The sequence below is a fragment of the Brevundimonas sp. EYE_349 genome (genome assembly GCF_023147505.1).
Lineage (GTDB): Bacteria > Pseudomonadota > Alphaproteobacteria > Caulobacterales > Caulobacteraceae > Brevundimonas.
This window is the reverse complement of record NZ_JAHXPB010000010.1, coordinates 31,439-57,214: the sequence shown is the minus strand read 5'-3', so window position 1 is coordinate 57,214 and position 25,776 is coordinate 31,439. Positions and strand designations below refer to the sequence as shown.

Sequence of the window (25,776 nt, the reverse complement as noted above, 5' to 3'; positions counted from 1 at the left end):
CTTCGGGCGGTCTTTAGCGTCATGAATGCGACGCCGTCGGACGATCCGTCCGGCGGCGTCCTTTCGTTTCAGGCGTCGAAGGCGATGCGGCCGCGCGCATAGTCGGCGCGGGCGCGGTCGGGCAGAAGCGACAGGGCTTCGTCCCTCACCTTTTCCACGCAACTCAGCCTTTCGACGGGCCGCCGGCCGGTGCAGAGGTTTCGCGCAATACGCTGAACCCTGTTGTCGAACGCTGTCGCCCCCGCGCGGCTCGACAGGTCGAGGTCGCCATAGGGAATGCGGGCTTCGATCGGGGCGGCGGCGGCCGAGCCTGCGGCGAGGACAGCGGCGGTCGTCAGAGAGGCGATCCTGAACATGATCCTGTTTCCATTTTTCCGCCCCTTGTCTTCCGGGGCAGGGAACGGTGAAGCTGGATCGGATCGAAATGGCGAAGCTTCCGGGGCGGAAAGACGGCGCATTCATAATTCGACGTCATGACATTTCGGTCAGGTTCGACCGGCAGATCGCGCGGGTCGGAACCATGCAGGCGCTTCAACTGCGCCGCCGCACCCTCTAAGTCTGAGGTCGATCATCTACGGAGCGTCCATGCCGGTCGTCGCCTCTTATGTCTATCGTGACGGTCAACGCTTGCGCGCGGCGCCGCTGACGGCCGAGGGGCTGGCCCTGGAGACGGGCGAGTTCGTCTGGGTCGGTCTGGTCGATCCGACCGACGCCGAGTTCGACGTCCTGGTCCAACGGTTCAAGCTGCACCCCCTGGCGGTCGAGGACGCCCTGGCCGCGCACCAGATGCCCAAGGTCGAAGTCTATGGCCGCGAACTGTTCGTGGTGGCGCGAACGGCGGCCCGGATCGACGAACGGATCATCTATGGCGAGACCCACATCTTCGTCGGCCCGGACCATGTCATCAGCATCCGCCACGGCTCGTCGCGCACCCACGACAGCCTGCGCGCCCAGCTCGAAGCCTCGCCCGACGAACTCAGGCGCGGACCGGATTTCGTCCTGCACGGCATTCTGGACTTCATCGTCGACGCCTACGCCCCCATCGTCGATGAGTCCGAGGACAGCGTGCTGGAGATGGAGCAGAAGACGCTGGACGCCTTCCTGTCGCGCGTTGAGATCCGGCGCCTGTTCACCCTTCGCCGCGAACTGCTGAAGTTCCGCCGGATCCTGGGGCCGATGGAAGAGGTGGCGCGGCGGCTGCAGTCGCTGGACCTGCCCTGTATCGACGTCGATGTCCGACCCTATTTTCGCGACGTCAGCGACCATGTGCAGCGGGTGAACAGCCGACTGGGCGGGTTGAACGACATTCTGTCGTCGGTGTTTGAGGTCGCCAATCTGCTGGAACAGCAGCGCCAGGGCGTCATCACCCGCAAACTGGCCTCCTGGGCCGCCATCCTGGCCGTGCCCACCGCGATCGCTGGCATCTACGGCATGAATTTCGAGTTCATGCCCGAACTGCACTGGCGTTACGGCTACCTCGCCGCCCTAGCTCTGATGGGCGCCATCTGCGCCGGCCTGTTCGTCACCTTCAAGAAGACGAAGTGGCTGTAGCCTTTAACCGCCGTCATCCTCGGACTTGACCGGAGGATGACGGAGGCGGTGCGGCCCTGCCTTACCCGCTGTTCCTTAACCCCGCCGCCACGCCGTTGATGGCCAGCAGAATGCCTTCGCGGACGCGCGGGTCCTCGTCCCCGGCGCGGCGACGGCGGATCAGTTCGATCTGGACGTGGTTCAGCGGTTCGACATAGGGCATCCGAATGCGGATCAGCCGGTCCAGTTCGGGCTGGCCGCCCAGCAGGCTGTCGTGACCATTGATGGCCAGGATGGCGTCATGGGTTCTCTGCCACTCCTCGCGGATTTCGCCATAGATGCGGGCCGCCAAAGAGGCGTCGCTCACCAGGGTCGAATAGCGGCGGGCGATGGTCATGTCGGACTTGGCCATGACCATCTCCATGTTCTGGACCAGGGTCCTGAAGAAGGGCCAGGTTTCGGCCATGGCCTTCAGCTCGGCCATGTCATGCCCCTGAACCGCCGATCCGAACCCGTACCACCCGGGCAGCATGACCCGGCTCTGCGACCAGCTGAACACCCAGGGAATGGCGCGCAGGTCCTCGATCCGCGTCGAGGCCGTCCGTGACGACGGGCGCGAGCCGATCTTCAGGTCGGCGATCTCGGCGATGGGGGTGGCGGCGCGGTAGTAGTCGACGAAACCCTCCGTCTCATAGACCAGCTTGCGATAGGCGGCCATCGACCGCGCCGACAGGTCCGACAGGGTCGCGCCGTGATCGGCGGTGAAGAGGTGATCCTGCCCCTTGCCCAGCGACGCCAGCACCGCCCCGCAGGTCAGGGCGTCCAGATTGCGCAGGGCGATTTCCGGCTCGCCGTATTTGTTGGCGATGACCTCGCCTTGCTCGGTGGTGCGGATGCGGCCCTGAACCGTGCCCTCCGGCTGGGCCAGGACGCCGGCGAAGGCCGAACCGCCGCCGCGTCCGACCGTGCCGCCGCGCCCGTGGAACAGTTGAAGCTTCAGGTCATGGGCCTGCGTCACCTCCACCAGGGCGCGCGACGCCTCATGCAACTCCCAGCCCGAGGTCAGATAGGAGCCGTCCTTGTTGGAGTCCGAATAGCCGATCATCACCTCCTGCACCCCGCGCGCCTTGGCCACGGCAAGGGCGGACGGCTCCTGCAGCAGCCGTTCCAGCGTCGGGCGGGCGGCGCGCAGGTCTTCGATGGTCTCGAACAGGGGCGCGGCCTGGATGGGGCAGGCGGCGGGGTCTTCAGGCCGGTAAAGCCCGACCTCCTTCAACAGCAGATAGACCTCCAGCAGATCCGACGCCGCATCGGTCTTGGACACAATATGGGTGCGGATGGCCTGGGGCCCGAAGGCGGCCAGGGCGCGGGCCGAGGCCTGAAGGATCGCGCGTTCCTTCAGGGTCTCAGGCTGATACTCGGCGTATTCGCTGAACAATTGACGGGGCGAGGCCAGTTCGGCGGCCAGCGCCGACAACCGGCTTTCCTCGTCCAGCGCGGCATAGTCGTCGCAGACGCCCGCGACCTTAAGCAGATCGCCCACGACCCGCTCGTGTACGTCCGAGTTCTGACGCAGGTCCAGGGTGGCCATGTGGAAGCCGAACACCTCGACCGCCGTGATCAGATCGGTCAGCCGGTCGTTGGCGAAGACGCCGCCATGCTGGGCGACCAGGCTTTCATGCAGCACCTTCAGGTCGGCTTCGAAAGCGTTCGGGCCGGAATAGGCCTCGGCGGCGACCAGGGCGCGGCGCGGGGGCGGCGACCCGCCCAGCTTGTCATAGGTGGCGGCCAGACGTGCATAGACGCCGGTCAGGGCGCGGCGATAGGGCTCGTCGGCCCGGTGCGGCGAGGGGTCTTGGGCGGCGTCCGCCAGGGCCTGAAGCGCAGGCGACACCTCGGCCAGTTCGGCGGCCAGACTCAGCTCGGCGCCCAGGGCGTGAACCTCGTCCAGATAGAAGTTCAGCACCGCGCGCGACTGGGTTCGGAAGGCGTCGCCCTGAACTACCGCGTCCACGTTCGGATTGCCGTCGCGATCGCCGCCGACCCAGGTCCCGACCCGCATGAAGGGTTTGAGGTCAGGCGCGTCCAGCAGGCTGCGCCATGCCGACAACTGCTTGGGTGCGACATGCAGGAAGATGCGATCCAGGAAGGACACCACCGTCTCGATCTCGTCCTGCACCACCAGCCCTTGCGTCCGCACCAGGCGCGTGGCCCACAGGATCACGATCTGGCGGCGCAGCGGCTCGGTGATCGAACCCGGCGTGCAGGCCGCCCCGGCCTTGTCGCAGGCGTCCAGCAGGTCGCTCATGGCGGCGATGCGATCGATCACGCTCTTGCGGCGCACCTCGGACGGGTGGGCGGTCAGAACGGGCGAGACCAGCGCTTCACGCAGCAGATCGGTCACCGCCGCCTTGTCCACGCCCTGTTCGGCCAGGCGTTTCAGCGTCCCCTCGGGCGTGTCGAGGCGGGCGCCGGCCTCGGACTGGTCGCGCGCGCGCCTGCGGGTGGCGCGATCCTCGGCGATATTGGCCAGCAGGGAAAACAGGGCGAAACTGTGCGCCAGCCCCGCCGCCTGATCCACCGTCATGGCCGTCAGCAGCTTCTCCAGCCGCTTGGCCGGGTGCGAGGCCGGATCGCGGTGATAGGCGATGGAGGCCTGGCGCACGGCCTCGACATGCTCGTACAGGGCCTCGCCGCCCTCCTTGCGGATGACCTCGCCCAGAATGCCGCCCAACAGACGGACTTCATCGCGCATGGCGTCGTCGGCGGCGGGGCTCATCATTGCGTAATCCAGGGCTTAGGCGGGGAGATGCGCATGTGAAGTATGCCAAACCGTCACGTCAACGCACGAACCGTGTCAAAGGGCGAAACCAGACGATCATGGTGAACCGGCCGTTAGGGTTTCTTAACCGGCGCACGCCGATGATGGGGCGTAGGAGTCCAGATCGGTCCCGCCCGTGCCCATGTTCGCAAAACGCCAGTCCGCCCTCGCCGCCGCCGCCGGAGCCGCTCCGCGCGTCAGGGACGGCGCCAGCCTCAAGCCCGTCGTGGAGGCGCTGAGGAAGCCGCCGGTCGCGGCGGGCCTTGCGGGTCTGCTGCTGCTGGGCGCCGGCGCCCTGTTTCTGACCGTGCTGGGCGACCCCAATGCGGGCGCGCCCTCTGCCCATGTGGCGCTGGAGCGCGACAAGCCCGCCCCGGCCGCCCCGGCCCCTAGCGGGTTCGAGGCCTTCTCGATGGGGGCGATGGGGCTTTATCAGAATCTGGCGGGCGGCGGCGATCCGGCGGCCAACGGCGAGGCGGTCATCACCCTGCCCGACGGCGGCAGCGTGTCGGGGTCCGCGCCGGCCGCCTATACGGCGCCGCTCCATGCAGCCTCGCCCTTGGTCAAGGCGCCGATCGCGGGCCTGTCGCAGCCCGGATCGAACGGCCCCCTGCCGATGATCGCGCCCGACGGCCGCGTGCCGGCCCAGGCCTATGCCCGACCGTTCCGTCCGAACGGCAAGCCGCGCGTGGCCCTGATCGTGGGCGGGCTGGGGCTGAACGCGGTGACGACCCGCGCCGCCATCGAACGCCTGCCGCCGGAGGTGACGCTGAGCTTCGTGCCCTATGCGGAGAACCTGCAATCCTGGATCGACCAGGCGCGGGCCCAGGGCCATGAGGTCATGCTGGAAATGCCGATGGAGCCGACCGGCTATCCCGACAACGATCCCGGCCCCTATACGCTGCTGGCCGACGGCGGCGCCGACGACGTGGCGGCCAAGATGGATTGGCTGCTGAGCCGCGCGACCGGCTATTTCGGCGTGACCAACTATCTGGGCGACCGTTTCGCAAGTTCCGACACCGGCATGAACGCCTTCCTGACGGTGCTGCGCCAGAAGGGCGTGGCCTTCCTGGACGACGGGTCGTTTCAGCGTCGACCCGGCGCCTGGTCGCGGGCCAGCGCCGACCGGGTCATCGACCGCACCCAGTCGCCTGCCGCCATCATCGCCGCCCTGAACGGGCTGGAGGCCCAGGCCAAGCTGCGCGGCTCGGCGCTGGGAACCGGCTTCAGCTATCCGGTGACGGTCGAGGCCGCCGCCCGCTGGACGGCCGGCCTGGACCAGCGCGGCCTGCAACTGGCGCCCGCTTCAGCCATGTCGATGCGGCCCGGCCGCTAATGTCCGATCTTTCCGCCTATCGCCCCAATGTCGGGGTCGTGCTGTTCAATCGCGACGGCCGCGTCTGGTATGGCCGCCGTCACGCCACGCCCGGACCCTATAACTGGCAGTTCCCGCAAGGCGGCGTGGACGAGGGCGAGGACCTGGAGGCGGCGGCGCGGCGCGAGCTGCACGAGGAGACAGGCGTCACCTCGGTCGAGCTGCTGGACCGGACGGCGGACTGGATCCGCTACGACTTTCCGCCCGAGGCGATGAACAACGCCAAGGCCTGGCGCGGCTTCAAGGGCCAGAAGCAGCAGTGGTTCGCCTTCCGCTTCACCGGCGAGGACACCGAGATCGATCTGACCGCCGACAAGGAGGTTGAGTTCGACACCTGGCGCTGGGGCGATCTGTCGGAGGCGTGCGACCTGATCGTGCCGTTCAAACGCCCCGCCTATGAACAGGTCGTCGCCGCCTTCGCCCATCTGGCCGCATAGAAAAAGGGCGGCGCGAACGCCGCCCTCTGCCCAGTTTACGGTAAGACGGCTTAGGCCGCCTCGGCCTTGCCTTCGATCAAAGTCGAGCCGGCGCCGATTTCGATACGGCGGGGCTTCAGCGCCTCGGGCAGTTCGCGCTTCAGCGAAATCGACAGCAGGCCGTTGACCAGATCGGCGTCGGTCACGACGACATAGTCGGCCAGCTGGAACCGGCGCTCGAAGTCGCGCTCGGCCAGACCGCGATGCAGATAGGTCTTCTGCGGAGCGGCGTCGTCGTTGGCGGTCTTGCGCCCGGTCACGGTCAGTAGGTTTTCCTTCACCTCGATGTTCAGTTCATCGGTGGTGAAGCCCGCGACGGCGATCTCGATGCGATAGGCGTTCTCGCCCGTCGTCTCGATGTTGTAGGGGGGGTAGCCGGTGTCCTGGCCGGTCGCGCGAGAGGCGCTTTCCAGCAGATTGGCCAGACGGTCGAAGCCGACGGCCGAACGGTACAGCGGCGAGAAATCATAGGTACGCATCAGCATCCTCCTGAGGATCAGCAAGGTTGAGCCGCCCGGCGGTTTGGCCCGGACGGCAGGCGATCAGATCGACGACCCGAAACCGGCGTCGTCAGTCTGAAGGGCCCGAAATCGGCGCCCTCGATGGATCAGATGGGAACCCCGAATGCGGCGTCAAGGGGTGCGCGCGACAGGCTGCGACCGATCGTCGGCGTCGCGCCATCGTCATTTGCGTCGGAGGCCGTGCGGCCTATGGAGAAGCGACCTTTAGAGCAGGATCGTCGCCCATGCGTCTCGCCGCCCTCAGCCTTCTCGCCCTTGCGGCGGCCGCCGCGCCCGTGATGGCCCAGACCGCGCCGCCGGCGTCCCAGACCGAGGGGGCCTGGACGCCGCCGCGTTCGGCCCTGTCCAGCGCCATGCCGACCTTCGCCGAGGATACGGCGCTTCAAGCCGCCGTCGCCGCCGAGACCCGGCCCGCCGCCGACCGGGCGCGCGACGTCTATCGTCACCCCTACGAGGCCCTGACCTTCTGGGGGCTGACGCCCGGCATGACGGTGGTCGAGATCGAGCCGGGCGGCGCCAGATGGTGGCGTCACATTCTGGAGCCCTATGCGGCCGCGACCGGCGGGCGCTATGTCCCGGTCAACAAACCGCTGGAAAGCATGGGCGTGGCGGACGGTCAGGCCGACTTCATCCTGGTGGCGCGGGCCTTCCACAACTGGGCGCGCGACGGCCGCACCCAGCCCTATCTGCAGGCCTTCTTCAAGGCTCTGAAGCCCGGCGGCGTCCTGGCCGTCGAACAGCACCGCAGCGCCGAGGGCCTGAAAGCCGCAGAGGTCGCCTCGAGCGGCTATGTGCCCGAAAGCTATGTGATCCACGAGGCGCGCAACGCCGGCTTCGTGCTGGAGGCGCGCAGCGAGCTGAACGCCAATCCCAAGGACGATCACGACCACCCGTTCGGCGTCTGGACCCTGCCGCCCATTCGCCAGTCGGCGGCCCGCAACGATCCGTCCGGCCGGACCCTGACGGCCGAGGAACGCGCCGCCTTCGACGCCATCGGCGAGAGCGATCGGATGACCCTGCGATTCCGCAAGCCGGAATAGGCCGTTCCGTTTTGACCCGGCCCGCGAACCCGATTAAGCCCGATGCGCCGGGTGTGTCGGGCGCGGGGCCGCACCCTTGCGGGAGTATGGAATGGCGGAAGGTCAGGCGATGGGGCGCGGCGTGTCGCGTCGGTTCCTGCTGAGCGGCGTGACCGCTATGGCGTTGACCGGCATGGCCGCCTGCGGCCGCAAGGACGAGCCCAGGGCGCCCGCCGCGCCGAACGCCCCGCCCGCCCCCTCTGGCCCGCCCGAAGGGTCGTTGGAATGGGCGGTCCAGGGATCGTGGCGCTCGGCCCAGGATAAGGCCCGCGACGCCTTCCGCCACCCGATGGAGACCCTGCGCTTCTATGGGCTTCAGCCCAAGATGGCGGTGGTTGAGTTCTGGCCGGGCGGAGGCTGGTACACCGAAATCCTGGCCCCCTATCTGGCCAGCGGCGGCGGCGCCTATGTGGCGGCCCTGTTCCCAGAGGGGCCGACGGCCGATCCGGCGCAGGCGGTGCTGAACGCCGCCTTCCGCACGCGCTTTTCCAGCGACAAGAAACTGTACGGCGAGCCGCAGTTCAGCGTGTTCGGCGCCGCCTCGGGGCCGGTGACGGCGCCCGGCACGGCGGACCTGTGCCTGTTCATGCGCACCCTGCATGGCTGGATGGCGGCAGGGATCGCCGAGAAGGCCTTTGCCGACGCCTTCGCGGCGTTGCGGCCCGGCGGCGTCCTTGGGGTCGAACAGCATCGTCTGGCGCCGGCGCAGGATCAGGACCCCGTGGCGGCCAACGGCTACGTCCAGGAAGCCTTCGTGCGCCAGCTGGCCGCCGAGGCCGGGTTCGTCTTCGTCGAGGCGTCCGAGATCAACGCCAATCCGAAAGACACCAAGGATCATCCGTTCGGGGTCGACACCCTGGCGCCGACCCGCCTGACCGCGCCGCGCGGGCAACCGGCCGATCCGACCTTCGACAGGACCAAATACGAGGCGATCGGCGAGAGCGATCGCATGACCTTGAAGTTCAGGAAGCCCGAGTGAACCGCGCCCAAGCCTTCGCCGCCAACGCCCCCCTGATGGGGGTGCCCGGCGCCTATCCGCCCCCTGGCGGCAAGGGGGATTGGTTTCGCGGCGCGGGCGGAATGCGCCTGCGCGCCGGCCTGTGGACGCCGTCGCACCTCAGCGCGGACAAGGTGCGCGGCACCGTGGTCCTCAGCCCCGGCCGCACCGAGCCGATCGAGAAATACTACGAAGTCATCGGCAATTTCCTGGCGCGGGGCTGGTGCGTCCTGACCCACGACTGGCGGGGTCAGGGCCTGTCCGCCCGTCTGCTGCCCGACCGGCTTAAGGGCCACGCCCGCGCGGTCGAGGAGTTCCTGGACGACTACAATCGCCTGTTGAACACCTATGAGGCCCAGTGTCCCAAGCCGTGGATCATGGTGGGCCATTCGATGGGCGCCTGTCTGAACCTGCTGACGCTGGAAGGCGGCGAGGAGCGGTTCGCGGGCGCCGTCCTGTCAAGCCCCATGCTGCGCATCAAGACCGGCAAGCGGTCGATGTGGTCTGTCAAGCTGGTGGTGCGCTGGAACATCCGTCACGGCCAGGCGGGCGACTACATCCTGGGCGACCCGGACGATCCGTTCGACCACAACTTCGCCGAGGACGCCCTGACCTCGGACGCCAGCCGCTACGAGATGTGGCGTCAGCAGTTGTTCGCCTGCCCGCACCTGGCCATCGGCGGACCGACCTATGGCTGGCTGGCCTTTGCGCTGGATGCCGGTGAGCGCGCCCTGAAGCCCAAGGCTCTGAAGGCGGTCAGGGCCCCTGTCTGCATCGTCCAGGCCGACGCCGACGACGTGGTGTGGAAACAGACCACCCGCTGGGCCGCCAAACGCCTGCCGCGTGGCCGCTATGTCGAGGTCGCCGGCGCCAAGCACGAGGTCATCATGGAGGCCGACGATATGCGCGCGGTCTTCCTGAACGAGTTCGACGCCATGGCCGATCTGGTGTCGCCGACGGCGGATGCGGCAGTCGACCCCTCGGCGCGGCCCCTGGACGTCACGGCCGCGACGGCGGCGCTCTAGGCGGTCGCGGCGGCCAGGACGCGACGCCCCGCCGCCAGAATATCCGCCCCGTCCAGCACGACGATGTCCGGCTGCATCAGCCAGCGGGGCCGATTCTGCATGTCATAGACGGGCTCTGCGGAATACTGGGCCTTGAGGCCTGTGCGGTCGAGGGTGATGGGAAAGACCGCTGCGCCCAGTCCCATCATCGGGGTTCCGACGATCGTCGCGCGACCCAGGCCCCGCATTCCCATAGGGAAACCCTCGGCCATGCTGCCGCTCCAATGGTTGGTCAGCACGACGACCGGCCGGGTGTAGGTGAATGGACCGCGCGGCTCGACGGTCTCGGTCCAGAAGTCGCTGAGGCCCCGCCCTTCCCGGCGTCGCATCCGGGCATAGGGTTTCGTCTCGGTGATGAACCGACCCATGATCGGGCGCGCTACCGCCGTGTCGCCGCCGCCGTTGTCACGTACGTCGATGATCAGGCCCGGCGCGTCTCGAAGTTCTGCTAGCGCCTCGTCGAAGCTTTCCGTCACGGCGTCGTCGGCGAAGCTGCGGATGGCGATATAACCCGCGCCTTCCTCCAGTCGTCGCCAATCGACATTGGGTTTAGGCGAGGACTGGCGGATCGGAAGGACGACCTCGCGCGGTTCCGCCGCACCTGGGGCCACGCGGTAACGGCGCGGCTGGCCACGAAGACCCGCCACGGCGCTGTTGAGGGCGTAAGCCCGCGCCGCCGGATCTGGCCGGGTCAGACATCGGGGCAGCAGACCCTGAGCCAGGGTCGAAATGGCGCGGTCGTCAGCGGACAGGATGACGTCGTCCAGCTTCAGTCCAGCCGCTTCGGCCGCGCTGTCGGACGCAATCGCGATGATCACGGCCTGTCCGTTGCGCCATTCTGTGATCAGATCGGAGATCGGCAACCGTTGCGAGCCCGCGGGCGGGTCGGCCAGCGCGGTGTGGGGATCGTAAAGCTCAGCCAGGGTGCAGCGCAGGACTTCGGCGAAGGCCTCTTGGGATTGCGCCTGTCGCGCGAGGGGCCGGTAGAAAGCACGCACGCGGTCCCAGTCGGTGCGCTTTTCCGAGAAGAAGCAGTACCGATCGCGCAGCGTCTCCCACAACTCGTCGAAATCACTGACGAATGTGACATCATGATCGGGTTCGACCGCCCAGGCGGCGCCGCTCATCATCGATCCGGCCACAGCCGCCAGCCCCGTGCGAAGCATAAGGCGCCGATCCATGGGTCGCTCCCTATTGACCAATCAGGTCCGGGTCTTGTGGACCGTCAGCGCAAGCGTGGACCAGTTAAACTCCCGTAAGCTCGTCAGATCGCCGCCCGTTTCAGCGTCACCAGGGCCTGGTCGATCAGGCGGGCGTCGCCGACGGCGAGGATCTGGCCGTTGTCGTCGGGCGCCGCGCCGCGCCAGTTGACGACCTTGCCGCCGGCGGCCTGGATCACCGGAACCAGGGCCGACCAGTCCCAGGGCTTCAGGCTGGTCTCGGCCACCAAGTCCATCCTGCCCGCCGCCACCATCGCATAGGCATAGGCGTCGCACCCCAGACGGGCCAGGCGGGCGGCGGCCCGCACCTGGGTCCAGGCCCCCAGTTCCGCGCCGTTGAAGATGTCGGGGTCGGTGGTGGAGATGACGGCGTCGGTCAGTTTCTCGCACGCCCTGACGGCCAACGGCGTCTCGGTCTCGCCACGCAGCAGGCGGGCGCCGGACGGGCCGCCAATGAAGATCTCGTCCAGATAAGGCTGGGCGATGATGCCGACCGAGGGCGTTCCGGCTTGGCGCAACGCGATCAGGGTCGTCCAAAGCGGCAGGCCCGAGATGAAGGCGCGGGTGCCGTCGATGGGGTCAAGAACCCAGACATGTTCAGCATCGGGACGGTCGGCCCCGTATTCCTCGCCGATGACGCCGTGGTCGGGATAGCGGTCGGCGATCAGGCGGCGGATGGCGGCCTCGGCCTGTTTGTCGGCCTCGGTGACGGGATCGAAGCCGGCCGGGCCCCCCTTGTCCTCATGGCTGATGTCCGAGCGGAAGAAGGGCAGGGTGACGCGCGCGGCTTCGCGCGCCAGTTCGATGGCGAAGGCTTCGTATTCGGTCATGCGGTTCCCTTACCGCGCTTTCGACGGCTTGGGCGCCCCAGATGCGTTTCAGGCCGGGGCGCTGTCGGAATGCAGCGCCTTGGCTAGGTCCAGCAGGCGGCGACGGGGGCGTTCGTCCAGCTGATAGTAGGCCTGGATCAGGTCCAGCGTCTCCTTGCGTGAGAAGACCTCGCCGCCTTTCAGCGGCGCCGTGTCCTGATCCAGCGCCTCGGCCAGGCCGTCGTAGAAATAGGCGACCGGCGTCTCGAGCGCCTCGGCCAACTGCCACAGGCGGGCCGCCGAGATGCGGTTAGCGCCGCATTCATATTTCTGAATTTGCTGGAACCGAATGCCGACCTGAACGGCCAACTGTTGTTGGGTCAGGCCCAGCAGACGTCGGCGCCGGCGCAGGCGGCGGCCCAGATGCAGGTCGATATCGTCTGCCATGACGTGATCCTCGTCGCGACGTCTGTCCCGATGCGGGACGACACGCGGCGACGGCGGCAATCCGCATGCCGGTTCGCGCGACAGGGGAAACGTCATTCCTGGCGCACGCGGCGCAACCGGATCGATTGAGGCGCATTTAAAGCGACAGCTTGGCTTTTACAGGAAGGGTTTTCACCATGGGCATTATCGCCTGGATCATCATCGGCATCGTCGCGGGCTGGCTCGCGGAACAAATCATGGGCCGCAACCACGGCCTGCTGACCAATCTGATCGTCGGCATCATCGGCGCCCTGATCGGCGGGTTCGTCGCCGGCGCCCTGGGCATCAGCTGGGGCGGCTGGATCGGTTCGACCGTCATCGCCACCATCGGCGCCGTCATCCTGCTGTTCCTGCTGGGTCTGATCAAGCGTCGCGCCTGATCACATCGGCATCACATGAAGAAGGGGCGGCTCGCGGGAGCCGCCCCTTTTTGCTGCGTCATGACGCGGATGAGGCCCGACTTCAGATACGAAAAGGGGCGGTCGGGATGACCCGACCGCCCTTGTTTCGTCGTCTATCGACCGATCAGTTCGGTTCGGTCGGCGCCGGGGTCGGTTCGGCGGCATCCGGGGCCGTGGTCGGCGGCGTCGCCGACGGATCGGTCGGCTGGGCTGCCGGATCGGCGGCCGGCGTCGTCGGAGCAGCGGCGGGATCAGCCGCCGGAGCGGGGGCCGCCGGGGCGCCAGGGATTGCGGCTGCGGCGTCAAATTCGGCCTTGGTGTAGGCCACGGCCACGCCGCCGTTTTCCTGACGGATGCCGCTCAGCGGCACAGCGCGCAGCTGGCCATCGGCGCCGCGCACGGTGAGTTCCTGCTTGCCTTCGGCGTTGTTCTGCACGCCTTCCAGCTTGCCGAGCTCGCCGTCAGGACCGCTGACGGTCATGCCTGGGTTCAGCGAAAGCGATTGTTGCGAAGCGGCGGCCGCAGCGGGCGCCTCGGTCGGAGCGGGTGCAGGCGTTTCCTGCGCCAGGGCGGGCGCGGCGAACATGAAGGCGGCGGCGCTGGCCAGAAGAGCGGTCTTGATGGTCATGGGAAACTGTCCCCTGTTACGCGGGCCCGACGCCCGCACCCCAATATACTCCCCGCGTTACCGATTGTTTCATCCGCCCCGAAATGACCTTGTGAGCGCCCCGGTTGGACGATTCTTGGTCTATGGTCGGGCGCTTGCGAATCGAAGGCTTCCTGCTTGTCCAACCGCCCCGCGCACACCTCAGGCCTTATCCGCCGTCTTCTGGGCCTGGCCTATGAGCTTACGCCGCTGGTCTTCGCGGTCCTGGCCTTCGGGGCCGGCGCCCTGATGCTGGTCTCGGCCGTGACGCCCGAGTTCGACGACCGTCTGCGCAAGCTGACCGGGGTGGTGTCGCCAATTCTGGTGGACCTGTCCCATTTCGTGGGCAGCATCGCGGGCTTTCTTCTGCTGATGCTGTCAGCGGGTCTATGGCGGCGTCGGCGCGGCGCCTATTGGGCGGCGCTGGCCGTGCTGGGGATCGGGGCGGTGTTCTCGGTGCTGAAGGGGCTGGACTGGCAACAGGCGACCGACCTGCTGATCGTGGCCGCCCTGCTCGCGCCCTGCCGCACCGCCTTCAACCGACGCTCACGCCTCAGCGAGCCGCTGCGGCCCAGCTGGCTGTTGCTGCTGACAGCGGTGGTCGCGGCCATGTTGTGGCTGGGTTTCTTCGCCTATCGCGACGTCGATTATAATGACGAGTTGTGGTGGCGCTTCCTCAGCGATCGCCAGGCGTCGGGCTTCCTGCGCGCGGGCCTGGTGCTGGCGATCCTGACGCTGGTGGTGGCGGGCCGGTCGCTGCTCAGCTCGCCTGGCGCCCACAGCCACGGTCCGGCGAAGCCTGCCGACATCGAACGCGCGCGCGCGGCGCTGGCGGCGGCGGATTCGGCGACGCCCGAGGCCTGGCTGGCCATGCTGGGCGACAAGGCGCTGATGTTCAGCCCCTCCGGCGGCAGCTTCCTGGCCTATCGCGTGCGCGGGCGGCGGTGGATCGCCATGGGCGAGCCGGCGGGTCTGAAGTCCGAAAGGCGCGAACTGTTGTGGTCCTTCGCCGAAATGGCCGACAGCTACGGCGGGGCGGCGGTCTTCTATTCCGTCAGCGAAGAGGCGCTGGGCGACCTGGCCACCATGGGGCTGGCGGTGCGTAAGGTCGGCGAGACGGCGGTGATCGACACCGCCGCCTTCTCATTGGAAGGCAAGTCCAAGCAGAATTTGCGGACGGCCATCAACCGGGCGGAACGCGAGGGCGCGACCTTCGAAATCCTGCCGCCGGGCTCCGCGCGTCCCATCGCCGACGAACTGAAGGCGGTGTCCGATGCGTGGTTGGCCATGCATGAGGGGGCGGAAAAGGCATTTTCCCTGGGACGTTTCGACGTCGACTATCTGGACCTGACGCCGCTGGCGGTCGTGAGGGAGGGCGGACGGATCGTCGCCTTCGCCAATCTGCTGACGGCGCCGGACGAGGCGGCGGTCGATCTGATGCGCCACCACCCGGACGCGCCGCATGGGGTGATGGACTATCTGTTCATCCGCTGCGCCCAATGGGCCAAGGATCAGGGTCTGGCCAGTTTCGACCTTGGCATGGCGCCGCTGGCGGGACTGGAGGATCGGCGGATCGCGCCGGTGTTCGCCCGGGTCGGCGCCTTGGTGTTCGACGAGGGGGGCGCGCTTTACGGCTTCCAGGGCCTGCGCAGCTACAAGGCCAAGTTCGCGCCCGACTGGCGCTCGCGCTTCATCGCCGCGCCCGTCTCCACGCCCCTGCCTCTGGCCCTGCTGGACGTGGCCCTGCTAACCAGCGGCGGCTGGCTGGGAATGCTGGGTCTGAAGAAGAGCTAGGTCAGAAGCGACTTCAGCACCCCGTCCAGAACGGGTCGGCCCTGGTCGGTGGCGATCAGCCGGCCCTGGCGCAGCGTTAGGAATCCGTCCGCGATGAGGTCTGCGACCGGCGCGGCCTCGGGCGACAGGCCCAGCGCCGACAACAGGGCCGCCGGCGCGCCTTCGGTGGTCCGCAGCGCCAGAAGGAACCGTTCCTCCGCCGCATCGGCGGGCGACAGGGTTTCGCGGTCCGACCACGGCGTAGAGGCCTCCACGCCCGCAACATAGTCGGCGATGCGGCGGTGGGCGACGGTCGCGGTCCTGACCCCGCCCAGCGTCAGCCGCCCGTGGGCGCCGGGGCCCAGGCCCAGATAGTCGCCGCCGCGCCAGACGTGCAGATTGTGCGCCGAGCGCGCGGCCGGGCCGCGCGCATGATTGGACACCTCATAGGCCCCGAAACCGGCCGCCGACAGAACCGCCTGGGTGGTCTCGTAAAGGGCGGCGGCGACATCCTCGTCCGGGGGGATCAGGGTTCCGCGCGCAAAGGCCCGGCCGAAGGCGGTGGTCGGCTCTATCGTCAGTTGATAGGGCGAGACGTGTTCGAACCCCAGGTCCAGCGCGGTCGTCAGTTCGGCGGCCCAGGCCCGAGGCGTCTGGTCCGGTCGGGCGTAGATCAGGTCGATGGACAGACGGTCGAAGACCTGGCGCGCCAGGTCGACCGCGCGATAGGCCTCGGCCGCCGAATGATCGCGGCCCAGAAAGCGTAAGGCGTCGTCGTCCAGCGCCTGAACCCCCATCGACAGGCGATTGACCCCGGCCTGGGCCACGGCGGCGAAGCGGGCGGCCTCGGCGTCGGTGGGATTGGCCTCTAGGGTGATCTCGATCCGGCCGGCGGGCGGATAGAGACGCTGGGCCGTCTCCACGATGCGGGCCACGGCCTCAGGCGCCATTAGCGAGGGCGTGCCGCCGCCGAAGAAGATGGAGGCCAGCCGCCGGGGCCCAGTCAGCGTCCGCTGGGCCTGGAGATCCTGAACGATGGCGGCGGCCAGCCCCGCCTGCTCGGCCGCCCGTCCCCGGTCGCGCACCACGTTGAAGTCGCAATAGGGGCAGATGCGCGAACAATAGGGCCAGTGGACATAGAGGGCGACGTCCGACCCCGGATCGGGCGGCGGCATGTCAGTCAATCAGGACGGCCCTCAGCTTTTCGAAGGCGCGGGTGCGGTGGCTGATCGCGTCCTTGGCCGCCGGCTCCATCTCGCCGAAGGTCAGGTCGCCGCCCTGGGGAATGAAAAGGGGGTCGTAGCCGAAGCCCCGGTCGCCGCGCGGCGGGAAGGTCAGATGACCGTCGACCACCCCTTCCACCACGACGCAGGGGCCGTCGGGCCAGGCGACGGCCAGGGCCGAGGTGAACCAGGCCGTGCGGTCGGTCGCGCCGATCTCCTCCAGGCGCTGCTCAACCTTGGTCATGGCCACGGCGAAATCCTTGCCCGGTCCGGCCCAGCGCGCCGAGAAGATGCCCGGCGCTCCGTCAAGCGCCGCGACCGACAGGCCGGAATCGTCGGCCAGCGACACCTCCCCCGACCGCTCGGCTGCATGGCGCGCCTTCAGCATGGCGTTGCCGGCGAAGGTGGTCTCGGTTTCGTCCGGCTCGGGAAGGTTCAGCTGGCCCGCTGTGACGATCTCGTAATCTCCGCCCAGCAAGGCCGAGATTTCCGGGACCTTGCCCGGATTGTGGGTCGCGACCACGATCCGCATCCCCTTGATAAGCTTGAGGTTCATAGGCGCTCCTACCTCTGAAACAGTCTATTGCCAAAGTTTAATATCGTTAAACGATATGTAACGTGCTTTTCCATCTCGCACGGCCTATCTCTCGATCATCGAGAACGAGGTCGCAGCGTTCTTGATTTCGGTCAAAGCCGAAAGGTTCGTGCGATCACAAAAACAAACCGGGCGATAATCGTCCTTCAGGAAAGACGGAGAACTAAGATGCATACGATGAACACCTCGATGTGGCTGGACAGGGTCGGCGCTGCTTTCGTCAGCACGGTTCTGATCGCCGCCCTGCCGACCGCCCTCGTGACCGTGCTGATGCAAGCCTTCTGATCCTTACGCCATTTCGATCACGAGAGTTTTGACGATCTGCATGAAGACCGCGATGTATAGAGCCGCGCGCGGGTTCTTCGCACCCCGCGCGGCCGCCGCCCGTCCTCTTCAGACCTGAGACCAGAACCGCCATGCGCCTGCCGACGCCGCGACATCCGACGAAGCGAGGCGAGGCGCGATCCCTGACATGGCTGAAGGCCATGGGGCCGGGATCGGTGTCCAGCGTGCTGAAGATGGTGCTGGACGTGGCCTATGTGCTGTTGTGGCTGATCACCGGGGTTCTGCTGCTGCTGGTGATCGCGGCCATCTTCATTCCCCTGGACAATGTGAACATCACCGTCAGCGGCGACGCCGGCGGCAAGCAACTGCCGCTGACCCGCACGCTGTTGCTGTTCGGCCTTGGCGCCGCGACCTCCTATTTCGGCGGCTTCATGCTGATCCTGCGCAGCCTGCGGCGCATAATCCGCACCCTGGCCATGGGCGACCCCTTCCAGCCTGACAATGTGCGCCGTCTGCGCCAGATCGGCCTGACCCTGGCGGTGGTGACCGGCGGCGTCTGGCTGGCGCAGGGGTTCGTGGCCAAGCGACTGGCGCCCGGGGTGATGGACCCGCAAGGCCTGGGCGAACTGCTGACCCCCATATTCTCTGTCCTGATCGTCTTCGTCCTGGCGGAGGTGTTCCGCGAGGGTGCGCGCCTGCGCCGCGAATCCGAACTGACGATCTGAGCCGTTTCGACTAGGATTTCCGCATGGCCATTCGCGTCCAGCTCGATCGCGTTCTTGTCGAACGCCGCATGTCCCTGACCGAATTGGCGGATCGTGTCGGCGTGACGGTGGCCAATCTGTCGATTCTGAAGACGGGCAAGGCGAGGGCGGTGCGCTTCTCGACCCTGGACGCCCTGTGCCGCGAACTGGAGTGCCAACCCGGCGACCTGTTGGCGCACGAGCCGGGTCCGGGCGACGTGTTCGAGGACGACGAGGCGGCATGAGGCGAAAGGGGCCGGGGCGCGACGACAACGGATTGACGCCCGAGGACCGTCGCATCTGGACCCGGGTCTCCAACTCGGTCGCTCCGCCGCGCGCGCGAAAGGCCGCGCGCGTCACGCCGGGCGCGGAGACGCCGCCGCCCGTCATCGCACCGACGTCGCCAGTCCCCCTGCGTCCGGCGCCGAAGCCCTCGCGCCCGGCGCCGGCCTCGCCCATCGACAAGCCGCGGGTCTCGCCGACACGCCCCAAGCCGGCGCCGGAAGCGCTGGAGCCGCGCCGCAAGCAGCGGCTGTCGCGCGAACGCGATCCCATCGAGGCGCGCATCGACCTGCACGGCTTCGGCCGGTTCGAGGCCGAGGATCAGTTGCGCGGCTTTCTAACCTCGTGCCAGGCGCGCGGGATGCGGGCGGTTCTGGTCATCACCGGCCAGGGCCGGATGGGCGGCGGCGTGATTCGTTCGGCCTTCGCCGAGTGGATGCAGTCGCCGGCCCTGCGCGGCGTGGTGTCCGGCTTCACCACCGCCCACCAGAGGCATGGCGGCAACGGCGCCTTCTACGTCACCCTGAAGCGTCGCGTCTGACCCATGGAAAAAGGCCGGGCCCGCGCTGGCGGACCCGGCCTTTCGAAGCGGTCTGTCGTCGGCCTATTTGGCGGCGAGGGCGCCGGCCAGGATCACGTCGATCTGCTTGCCCATATGGTCCGACAGGGCCTGAGCGTCCCATTCGTCATAGGCGGCGCGGCGATAGTTGGACAGATAGGCGTCCCAGATCAGTTCGACCAACAGGCGGATGTCGGCGTCCTTGCTCAGCTCGTTCTTGGCCACGGCGTCCTGCAGAATGCCGCCGATGGCCAAGAGCAGATTCTTGGTCGCGGCGCGGGCGCGCATCTCGGCGGCCAGGGGCTGGAACCACGAGCGGGCGACGATGGCCTGGAACAGCGGCAGATGTTCCAATGACGACTGATAGCCGGCGGTCAAGGCGCTGAGCAGACGCTGGCGGACGGGCTCGCCCGCCGGGGCGGCGGCCTCGACCACCTCGGCCAAGCGCGTCATGTCCTCGGTCAGGACGGCTTCGAACAGTTCGGCCTTGTCCTGGAAGTTGGCGAAGACGGCGCCGGTGGACATGCCCGCGCCCTTGGCGATGTCGCGGATGGTGGCGGGTTCGTAGCCCCGCTCGGCGAACAGCGAGCGGGCGGCGTCCAGAACCTTTTGCCGTGTGCGGATCTTGGCGGCCTGGCGGCGGTTCAAGCGAGGTTCGACGGCGAGGGTTGCGACGGTATCAGTCATGAATTCAGGCTTTTACTCTACTTTAAGTCTCGGACGCCGCAGGCGGGCCCGAAGGCGACTTGAGGTGAAGATCGCGGCCCCGGTGCCGGGACGGACAGGCGCTTTCCGCCCTATCGGCGCAGGAATAGCAATGGTGCGCTTGCATCACGGAACCATGACGAAAATGGGTCCGCCGGACGACGCTAGGTATCAACCCTTAGCCGGCGTTGGGTTCGGGGCGGACGGGCCGCGCCGTGCGGCGCAGGGCGCGGCTGGGGCGATTACGGCGCTCGACCGGCGTCGCGGCCTGGAAGGCCTTTCGGAACTGGTCGCGCCGGTCGTGGATCGAGGCCAGGACCAGACCCATCGGCACGCCCAGATCGACCAGGGTGTTCTCGGCCAGCTGCAGGCTGGCCTCGGTCGTCTCCGGCACGGCGTCGGTCACGCCCAGGGCGTACAGGCGCATGGCGTGCTGGTCGTCGCGGGCGCGGGCGATCAGGATCAGGTCGTCGCGCATCGCCCGCGCCGCCTGGACCACCTCGTCCACCTTTGCGGGGGTATCCATGGTCACGATCAGGGCGCGGGTCGACTGGACGCCGCAGTGCTGCAGCATCTCGCGCCGACCGGCGTCGCCATAGAAGACCTCGAATCCGTCGCGACGGCCGATGGAGACGGCGGCGGCGTCGGTGTCCAGGGCGATGAAGGGCTGGTCGTGTTCCTTCAGCATCTCGCCGATCAGACGGCCCACCCGGCCGAATCCGACGATGATGACCGCGCCGTCCGCCGCCGCCGGGCCGGGGATGTCGGGTAGGACCGCCGTGTCCGGTCCTGTCCGTTTGGTCAGCTTCTGACCGATCATGGCCAGTAGCGGAATGGAGAAGATGCTGACGGTCGCCGACAGGGCGACGGTGTTGGTCAGGCCGGTCGGAGCCAGGCCTTCGACCATCCCGGTGGCGAAGACGACGAAGGCGAACTCGCCCGCCGGGGCCAGGACCAGGGCTGTCTCCAACGCGGGCCGCGCGCCCAGCCCCCACAACCGCGCCAGGGCGAAGATGACGCCGGTCTTGACCGCGGTCAGGGCCAGGGCCAGGCCGAAGACGCCGACCGGATCGGCGGCGATGGCGTCCAGATCCAGCCCCAGGCCGACGCCGACGAAGAAGACGCCCAACAGCAGCCCCTTGAACGGTTCGATCGACACCTCGACCTCGCGCCGGAACTCTGTCTCGGCCAGAAGGACCCCGGCGACCAGGGCGCCGATGCTCATGGACAGGCCGCTGGCCTGGGCCGCCAGACCGGCGCCCACGACAACCAGCAGGCTGGCGGCGACGAACAGCTCCCCGCCCTGGGCCGCCTTGCGCGCCTTGGCCACCGACCGGAACATGGGCCGCAGAACCAACCGCCCCAGCAGGACCAGAAGACCCAGCCCCACCGCCGCCGGGATCAGGGTGAACAGCGACCGGCCCAGGATGGCGGCTTCCAGCGCTCCCCCCTGCTGGGCCACGGCCGCCAGGACGGTGACGGTGATCAGAATGGGGGCCACCGACAGGTCCTGGGCCAGCAGGATGGCGAAGGTCGAGCGGCCGACCACGCCCTTCAGCCGTCCGCGTTCCGCCAGAACCGGCATGACCACGGCGGTCGAGGACAGGGCCAGCCCCATGCCCAGAACCACGGCGCTGGCCAGCGTCTGGCCCATCAGCATGAAGCCTCCGGCCAGGACCGCGGCGCACGCGGCCACCTGCATCAGCCCCAGGCCGAACACCAGCCGGCGCATGGCTCGCAGCCGCTCCCACGACAGCTCCAGCCCGATCATGAATAGAAGGAAGGCCACGCCCAATTCCGACAGCTGCGCCAGCTGTCCCGGATCGCTGATGGTGAAATAGGACAGGAAGGGAAGGGCGTGGGCGAACCGGGCCAGACCGTCGGGCCCCAAAACCACCCCCGCCGCCAGGAAACCCAGCACCGGGCTGATTTTCAGCCGATTGACCAGAGGCACCATGACCCCGGCGGCGGCTAAGAAGACCACCAGATCCTTATAATCCCCGCCGTGTCCGTGCATCGCCCCTCCGTCGTCGGTGCATCTGACCCTGAACCGGCGACCGTGGCGAGACGTCGCAGCGCCTTCATGAATTTTTTTTAAGGCGACACACCCCCAACCGGGTCTAGGGTCCGCGCCGAACCGCCCATTTCCGGGGCGGAGCCTAGGATCCAGTGATGAAACGACTGCTTATCGGCGCCGCCGTCGGCGCCCTTCTGCTGCCCGCCAGCGCCGCCTTCGCTCAAGACGCCGACCACGACCACGCCTGCATCGACGAGACCTGTTCGATCGTCTCCCTGTTCTCGGGCGAGGAGACCGCCGCGGGCTGGCAGGGCACGCAGGCTCCGCGTTATGGAACCTGGGGCTTCGACATGGCGGGCCGCGACACGGCGGTGAAGCCGGGCGACGACTTCTTCCAGTTCGCCAACGGCAAGGCGCTGGAGAAGCTGGTCATTCCGTCGGACCGCACCAGCTACGGCTCCTTCGCCCTGCTGCGCGAACTGTCGGACAACCGCATGAAGGAGCTGGTGACGGGGCTCGCCGCGCGCCGCGATCTAGCCGCCGGTTCGGACGAAGCCAAGATCGCCGACGCCTATCGCTCATACATCGACGAGGCGCGTATCGAGCAACTGGACGCCCAGCCGCTGCAACCCTATCTGGCGGCGATCCGCGCCGCCGACAGCCATGAGAAGATGGCCGTCTATATGGGCCAGACGGTCGGCCGCTTCGGCTCGTCCTTCTTCGGCACCGGCATCACCATCGATGCGAAACAGCCGACCCGCTATGTCGTCTCAACGGGCCAGTCGGGCCTGGGCCTGCCGAACCGCGACTATTATCTGGACGCCCGCTATGCGGACAAGAAGGAGAAGTATCAGGCCTATGTCGGCCGGATGCTGACGATGATCGGCTGGGAGAACCCTACCGAGACCGCCGCCCAGATCGTCGCCCTGGAACAGAAGATCGCCGAGGCCCACTGGAGCCCTGTCGAGAACCGCAATCGCGACAAGACCTATAACGAGTTCACCATCGCTCAGCTGGCCCAGCAGGCGCCCGGCTTCGAATGGCAGGACTATTACGACGCCGCCAAGCTGGGCGGCGTGTCGCGCTTGATCGTGCGTCAGGACACGGCCATGCCCAAGATCGCGGCCATCTACGCCGAAACGCCGGTGGCCCTGCTGCAGGCGTGGGAAGCCTTCCACACCGCCGACGACATGGCGCCGCTGATGTCCAAGCGGTTCTCGGACGCCCAGTGGGAGTTCCGTTCGCGCGACCTGTCGGGCCAACCCGAGCAGCGCACCCGCGAGAAGCGCGCCATCTCCTTCGCCGAGGGTTCGCTGGGCGAGGCGACGGGCCGCCTTTACGTCGCCCAGTATTTCCCGGCCGAATCCAAGGCCAAGATGGAAGAACTGGTCGCCAATCTGCGCACCGCCCTGTCGCACCGCATCGAAAACCTGACCTGGATGGGCGCTGAGACCAAGGCGGCGGCGCAGGAGAAACTGCGCAAATTCACCGTCAAGATCGGCTATCCTGACAAGTGGCGCGACTACTCCGGCCTGGACATCCGCGCCGACGATCTGGTGGGCAACGCCGAGCGTCGCGGCCTTTTCGAATGGAACTACGACCTGTCGCGCCTGAACGAGCCGGTCGACAAGTCCGAGTGGGGCATGACCCCGCAGACGGTCAACGCCTATTACAACTCGGCCAATAACGAGATCGTCTTCCCGGCCGCCATCCTGCAGCCGCCCTTCTTCGATCCGAACGGCGATGCGGCGGTCAACTATGGCGGCATCGGCGGCGTGATCGGCCACGAGATCGGCCACGGCTTCGACGACCAGGGCTCCAAGTCCGACGGCGACGGCGTGCTGCGCAACTGGTGGACCGCCGAAGACAAGGCCAAGTTTGACGCCCTGACCACGCGTCTGGGCGAGCAATACGCCACCTACGAGCCGATCGCCGGCTATCACATCAACCCCGGCCTGACGATGGGTGAGAATATCGGCGACGCCTCGGGCGTGGCCGTGGGTCTTGAGGCCTATCACCTGTCGCTGAACGGCCAGGCCGCGCCGGTGATCGACGGCACGACCGGAGATCAGCGCTTCTTCTACGGCTGGGCCCAGGTCTGGCAGTCGAAGTATCGCGACGAGGCGCTGAAACAGCAGGTCGCCACCGACCCGCACTCGGCCGCCCAGTTCCGCGTCATCGGTCCGCTGCGCAATGTGGACGCCTGGTACGACGCCTTCGACGTCCGGCCTGGCGCGAAATACTATCTGACGCCGGACCAGCGCGTTCGCATCTGGTAAGACGATGGCTCTTGGATAGACGGGAAAGGCCGGGGTTCGCCCCGGCCTTTTTCATGGTCAACGCATGGCCCCGATGCGCGGCGTGCGCGGGCGGCAAAGCGAGGGCGGACAGGGATTTCAGGCATAGAAAAGCCCGCTGCGGGGGATACATCGCAGCGGGCTATCTTGCTCTTTAAAGAGCGGACGTTTCCTCCCCGAAACGCCTTCGAGTGCTGCGCGCTTGAGCAACGCTTGCCCTCGAGTGAGTTCATTTGACGCAAGGGCCGGTCGGTCGTCAACGGCCCGTTTCGCCAGAGTCGAACTTTCTTCGACTTATCGCTGATAAGTCATTTTAGCGCCCGCGAATTATCGAAGCTTATTCGATAATGCCCTTGATGGCGGCGACCAGGCCCTCGCGGGCGATCTTCATCTGGCCCGGACGTTCAGCCTTCCAGGCGTCGTTGTCGGCGATGGCGGCGGCGGCGGCGCGTCCGGCGTCCAGATCCTTAATGGTCACCTCGCCCGCCGCGATCTCATCGCCGCCCAGAATGACGACGGCGGGGGCGCCGCGCCGGTCGGCGTATTTCATCTGGGCCTTCATGCCCGCGCGACCCAGATAAAGCTCGGCCGCGACGCCTGCGGCGCGCAGTTCGGCGACCGCGTTCAGATAGTGGGCCATGTCGTCCTCGGAGAAGACGATGACCACGACCGGGCCGCGCACGGCGTCCTCGGCGCCGCGCCCCGCCGCGCGCAGGGCCGAGGCCAGACGCGAGACGCCGAAGGAAAAGCCGGTCGCCGGCACGCTCTGCCCCGTGAAGCGGGCGACCAGATCGTCGTAGCGCCCGCCGCCGCCGATGGAGCCGAAACGGACGGGGCGGCCCTTGTCGTCAACGGTGTCCAGCAGCAGTTCGGCCTCGAACACGGCGCCAGTGTAATATTCCAGACCGCGCACGATGGTCGGATCGAACTTCACCGCATCCTGATCGACCCGCATGGCGTTCAGCGCGCGGTCGATGGCGGCCAGTTCGTTCAGCGCCGCCTCGCCCGCCGCGCCCAGATCGCCGGAGCGCGCCACGGCGTCCAGGGTCTGGGCCCGCGACAGGCCGGGCGTATTGGCCGAGGCCAGGAAGGCCTCGATGGCCGCCGTCACCCTGGTCGGCAGTTGCGCGCCCTTGGTGTAGTCGCCCGAGTCGTCCAGACGGCCTTCGCCCAACAGCTGGACCACGCCGTCCCAGCCCAGACGGTCGAACTTGTCGATGGCGCGAAGGGCGGTCAGGCGCTGGCCCGCTTCGGTCACGCCGCCCGCGTCGAACAGGCCGTCGAACAGCTTGCGGTTCGAGACGCGGATCTGGGCCTGTCCGGCGTCCAGACCGGAGCCTCGCAGGCCCTCGCAGGCCATGGCGATGATCTCGGCGTCCGCCTCGGGCCGGTCCGAGCCGACCGTGTCGGCGTCGCACTGCCAGAACTCGCGGAAGCGGCCGGGGCCGGGCTTCTCGTTGCGCCAGACCGGCCCATAGGCATAGCGGCGGAACGGCTTGGGCAGGGTCTCCCACGTCTGGGCCGCGAACCGGGCCAGGGGCGCGGTGTGGTCGTAACGCAGCGCCATCCAGTCGCCTGGCTCGTCCGAACCGGCGTCGTCCTGCAGCGCGAAGACCCCTTCGTTCGGGCGGTCGGCGTCCGGCAGGAATTTGCCCAGGGCGTCGGCGTATTCGAAGGCCGGGGTCTCCAGCGGCTCGAAGCCCCAACGCTCATAGACCTCGGACACGCGCGCAACAATGCGGCGTTCGGCGGTCAGGTCGCGCCCGCGCTTGTCGGCGAAACCGCGTGGATTGCGGGCGAGGGGGCGGATGGGGGTGTCGTCAGTCATGCCGCGCGCTTAAGCCAAGGGGCGGTTGACCGCAAATTCCATGG

At 67.8% G+C, this 25,776-nt stretch carries 24 protein-coding genes; 12 read left to right on the top strand and 12 right to left on the bottom strand.

What is annotated here, in order from left to right:
- Window positions 1-68: 68 nt before the first annotated feature.
- Complete coding sequence (locus KZX42_RS15725; protein WP_248120895.1) at window positions 69-356, bottom strand: UrcA family protein; 288 nt, start codon at window positions 354-356, stop codon at window positions 69-71.
- 229 nt (window positions 357-585) lie between these two features.
- On the opposite strand from KZX42_RS15725, the gene KZX42_RS15720 reads away from it, so the two are divergent.
- Complete coding sequence (locus KZX42_RS15720; RefSeq protein WP_248120893.1) at window positions 586-1,551, top strand: magnesium and cobalt transport protein CorA; 966 nt, start codon at window positions 586-588, stop codon at window positions 1,549-1,551.
- 61 nt (window positions 1,552-1,612) lie between these two features.
- Here the strand turns inward: KZX42_RS15720 and ppc are convergent, their stop codons facing one another.
- The gene (ppc, locus tag KZX42_RS15715) at window positions 1,613-4,312 is read right to left on the bottom strand and encodes a phosphoenolpyruvate carboxylase (protein ID WP_348983643.1); all 2,700 of its coding nucleotides are present in this window, start codon (window positions 4,310-4,312) and stop codon (window positions 1,613-1,615) included.
- 181 nt (window positions 4,313-4,493) lie between these two features.
- Between ppc and KZX42_RS15710 the strand changes: the two genes are divergently transcribed.
- Together KZX42_RS15710 and KZX42_RS15705 are read left to right on the top strand one after the other, a co-directional pair.
- Window positions 4,494-5,687, top strand: coding sequence for a divergent polysaccharide deacetylase family protein (locus KZX42_RS15710; RefSeq protein ID WP_248120995.1), 1,194 nt, complete (start codon window positions 4,494-4,496; stop codon window positions 5,685-5,687).
- Complete coding sequence (locus KZX42_RS15705; protein WP_248120891.1) at window positions 5,687-6,163, top strand: RNA pyrophosphohydrolase; 477 nt, start codon at window positions 5,687-5,689, stop codon at window positions 6,161-6,163. Before KZX42_RS15710 ends, KZX42_RS15705 begins: the two co-directional genes overlap by 1 nt.
- Before the next feature lie 50 nt (window positions 6,164-6,213).
- Here KZX42_RS15705 and KZX42_RS15700 read toward each other — a convergent pair whose 3' ends face one another.
- A complete protein-coding gene (locus KZX42_RS15700; RefSeq protein ID WP_248120890.1) occupies window positions 6,214-6,681 on the bottom strand; it encodes an Hsp20 family protein in 468 nt (155 codons plus the stop codon).
- 266 nt (window positions 6,682-6,947) lie between these two features.
- On the opposite strand from KZX42_RS15700, the gene KZX42_RS15695 reads away from it, so the two are divergent.
- From KZX42_RS15695 to KZX42_RS15685, 3 genes are all read left to right on the top strand, one after another.
- Window positions 6,948-7,763 carry a methyltransferase gene (locus KZX42_RS15695; protein ID WP_248120888.1) on the top strand — a complete coding sequence of 272 codons (816 nt, stop codon included), beginning with the start codon at window positions 6,948-6,950 and terminating at the stop codon, window positions 7,761-7,763.
- 91 nt (window positions 7,764-7,854) lie between these two features.
- Entirely contained in the window at window positions 7,855-8,781 is a 927-nt protein-coding gene (locus KZX42_RS15690) for a methyltransferase (protein WP_248120886.1), read from the top strand.
- Entirely contained in the window at window positions 8,778-9,824 is a 1,047-nt protein-coding gene (locus tag KZX42_RS15685) for an alpha/beta hydrolase (protein ID WP_248120884.1), read from the top strand. Before KZX42_RS15690 ends, KZX42_RS15685 begins: the two co-directional genes overlap by 4 nt.
- Here the strand turns inward: KZX42_RS15685 and KZX42_RS15680 are convergent.
- The 3 genes from KZX42_RS15680 to KZX42_RS15670 all read right to left on the bottom strand — a co-directional run bounded on the left by KZX42_RS15680 (window position 9,821) and on the right by KZX42_RS15670 (window position 12,339).
- Window positions 9,821-11,044, bottom strand: coding sequence for a S41 family peptidase (locus KZX42_RS15680; protein ID WP_248120882.1), 1,224 nt, complete (start codon window positions 11,042-11,044; stop codon window positions 9,821-9,823). The two genes, KZX42_RS15685 and KZX42_RS15680, sit on opposite strands and share 4 nt — an antisense overlap.
- An 83-nt stretch (window positions 11,045-11,127) precedes the next feature.
- On the bottom strand, window positions 11,128-11,913 hold the full coding sequence (gene hisN / locus KZX42_RS15675) for a histidinol-phosphatase (RefSeq protein ID WP_248120880.1): 786 nt from the start codon (window positions 11,911-11,913) through the stop codon (window positions 11,128-11,130).
- Window positions 11,914-11,961: 48 nt separating this feature from the next.
- On the bottom strand, window positions 11,962-12,339 hold the full coding sequence (locus KZX42_RS15670; protein ID WP_248120879.1) for a helix-turn-helix domain-containing protein: 378 nt from the start codon (window positions 12,337-12,339) through the stop codon (window positions 11,962-11,964).
- A 176-nt stretch (window positions 12,340-12,515) separates the two neighbouring features.
- On the opposite strand from KZX42_RS15670, the gene KZX42_RS15665 reads away from it, so the two are divergent.
- Window positions 12,516-12,758, top strand: a complete 243-nt coding sequence (locus tag KZX42_RS15665) for a GlsB/YeaQ/YmgE family stress response membrane protein (protein WP_248120877.1) — start codon at window positions 12,516-12,518, stop codon at window positions 12,756-12,758.
- Window positions 12,759-12,903: 145 nt separating this feature from the next.
- On the opposite strand, the gene KZX42_RS15660 is transcribed toward KZX42_RS15665, so the two are convergent.
- The gene (locus KZX42_RS15660) at window positions 12,904-13,407 is read right to left on the bottom strand and encodes a hypothetical protein (RefSeq protein WP_248120875.1); all 504 of its coding nucleotides are present in this window, start codon (window positions 13,405-13,407) and stop codon (window positions 12,904-12,906) included.
- A gap of 156 nt (window positions 13,408-13,563) precedes the next feature.
- Between KZX42_RS15660 and KZX42_RS15655 the strand changes: the two genes are divergently transcribed.
- The gene (locus KZX42_RS15655) at window positions 13,564-15,219 is read left to right on the top strand and encodes a GNAT family N-acetyltransferase (RefSeq protein WP_248120873.1); all 1,656 of its coding nucleotides are present in this window, start codon (window positions 13,564-13,566) and stop codon (window positions 15,217-15,219) included.
- On the opposite strand, the gene hemW is transcribed toward KZX42_RS15655, so the two are convergent.
- The gene (hemW, locus tag KZX42_RS15650; RefSeq protein ID WP_248120993.1) at window positions 15,216-16,373 is read right to left on the bottom strand and encodes a radical SAM family heme chaperone HemW; all 1,158 of its coding nucleotides are present in this window, start codon (window positions 16,371-16,373) and stop codon (window positions 15,216-15,218) included. The two genes, KZX42_RS15655 and hemW, sit on opposite strands and share 4 nt — an antisense overlap.
- Before the next feature lies 1 nt (window position 16,374).
- Entirely contained in the window at window positions 16,375-16,977 is a 603-nt protein-coding gene (rdgB, locus tag KZX42_RS15645; RefSeq protein ID WP_248120871.1) for an RdgB/HAM1 family non-canonical purine NTP pyrophosphatase, read from the bottom strand.
- A 455-nt stretch (window positions 16,978-17,432) separates the two neighbouring features.
- Between rdgB and KZX42_RS15640 the strand changes: the two genes are divergently transcribed.
- Genes KZX42_RS15640 through KZX42_RS15630 form a run of 3 tightly spaced genes read left to right on the top strand, consistent with a single transcriptional unit; the run spans window position 17,433 to window position 18,867 of the window.
- The gene (locus tag KZX42_RS15640) at window positions 17,433-18,026 is read left to right on the top strand and encodes a DUF2975 domain-containing protein (protein ID WP_248120869.1); all 594 of its coding nucleotides are present in this window, start codon (window positions 17,433-17,435) and stop codon (window positions 18,024-18,026) included.
- A gap of 23 nt (window positions 18,027-18,049) precedes the next feature.
- Window positions 18,050-18,289 carry a helix-turn-helix transcriptional regulator gene (locus tag KZX42_RS15635; protein WP_087121176.1) on the top strand — a complete coding sequence of 80 codons (240 nt, stop codon included), beginning with the start codon at window positions 18,050-18,052 and terminating at the stop codon, window positions 18,287-18,289.
- Window positions 18,286-18,867 (top strand): Smr/MutS family protein, encoded by a 582-nt coding sequence (locus tag KZX42_RS15630; RefSeq protein ID WP_248120867.1) that lies wholly within the window; start codon window positions 18,286-18,288, stop codon window positions 18,865-18,867. The genes KZX42_RS15635 and KZX42_RS15630 overlap by 4 nt, the downstream gene beginning before the upstream one ends.
- Before the next feature lie 63 nt (window positions 18,868-18,930).
- On the opposite strand, the gene KZX42_RS15625 is transcribed toward KZX42_RS15630, so the two are convergent.
- Together KZX42_RS15625 and KZX42_RS15620 are read right to left on the bottom strand one after the other, a co-directional pair.
- Entirely contained in the window at window positions 18,931-19,572 is a 642-nt protein-coding gene (locus tag KZX42_RS15625) for a TetR/AcrR family transcriptional regulator (protein WP_248120865.1), read from the bottom strand.
- Window positions 19,573-19,768: 196 nt separating this feature from the next.
- Window positions 19,769-21,607, bottom strand: coding sequence for a cation:proton antiporter (locus KZX42_RS15620; protein ID WP_248120863.1), 1,839 nt, complete (start codon window positions 21,605-21,607; stop codon window positions 19,769-19,771).
- Window positions 21,608-21,762: 155 nt separating this feature from the next.
- On the opposite strand from KZX42_RS15620, the gene KZX42_RS15615 reads away from it, so the two are divergent.
- Entirely contained in the window at window positions 21,763-23,886 is a 2,124-nt protein-coding gene (locus KZX42_RS15615; protein WP_248120861.1) for a M13-type metalloendopeptidase, read from the top strand.
- Window positions 23,887-24,241: 355 nt separating this feature from the next.
- On the opposite strand, the gene hisS is transcribed toward KZX42_RS15615, so the two are convergent.
- Window positions 24,242-25,732: a histidine--tRNA ligase gene (hisS, locus tag KZX42_RS15610; RefSeq protein WP_248120858.1), complete on the bottom strand. Its 1,491-nt coding sequence runs from the start codon at window positions 25,730-25,732 to the stop codon at window positions 24,242-24,244.
- Window positions 25,733-25,776 lie beyond the last annotated feature (44 nt).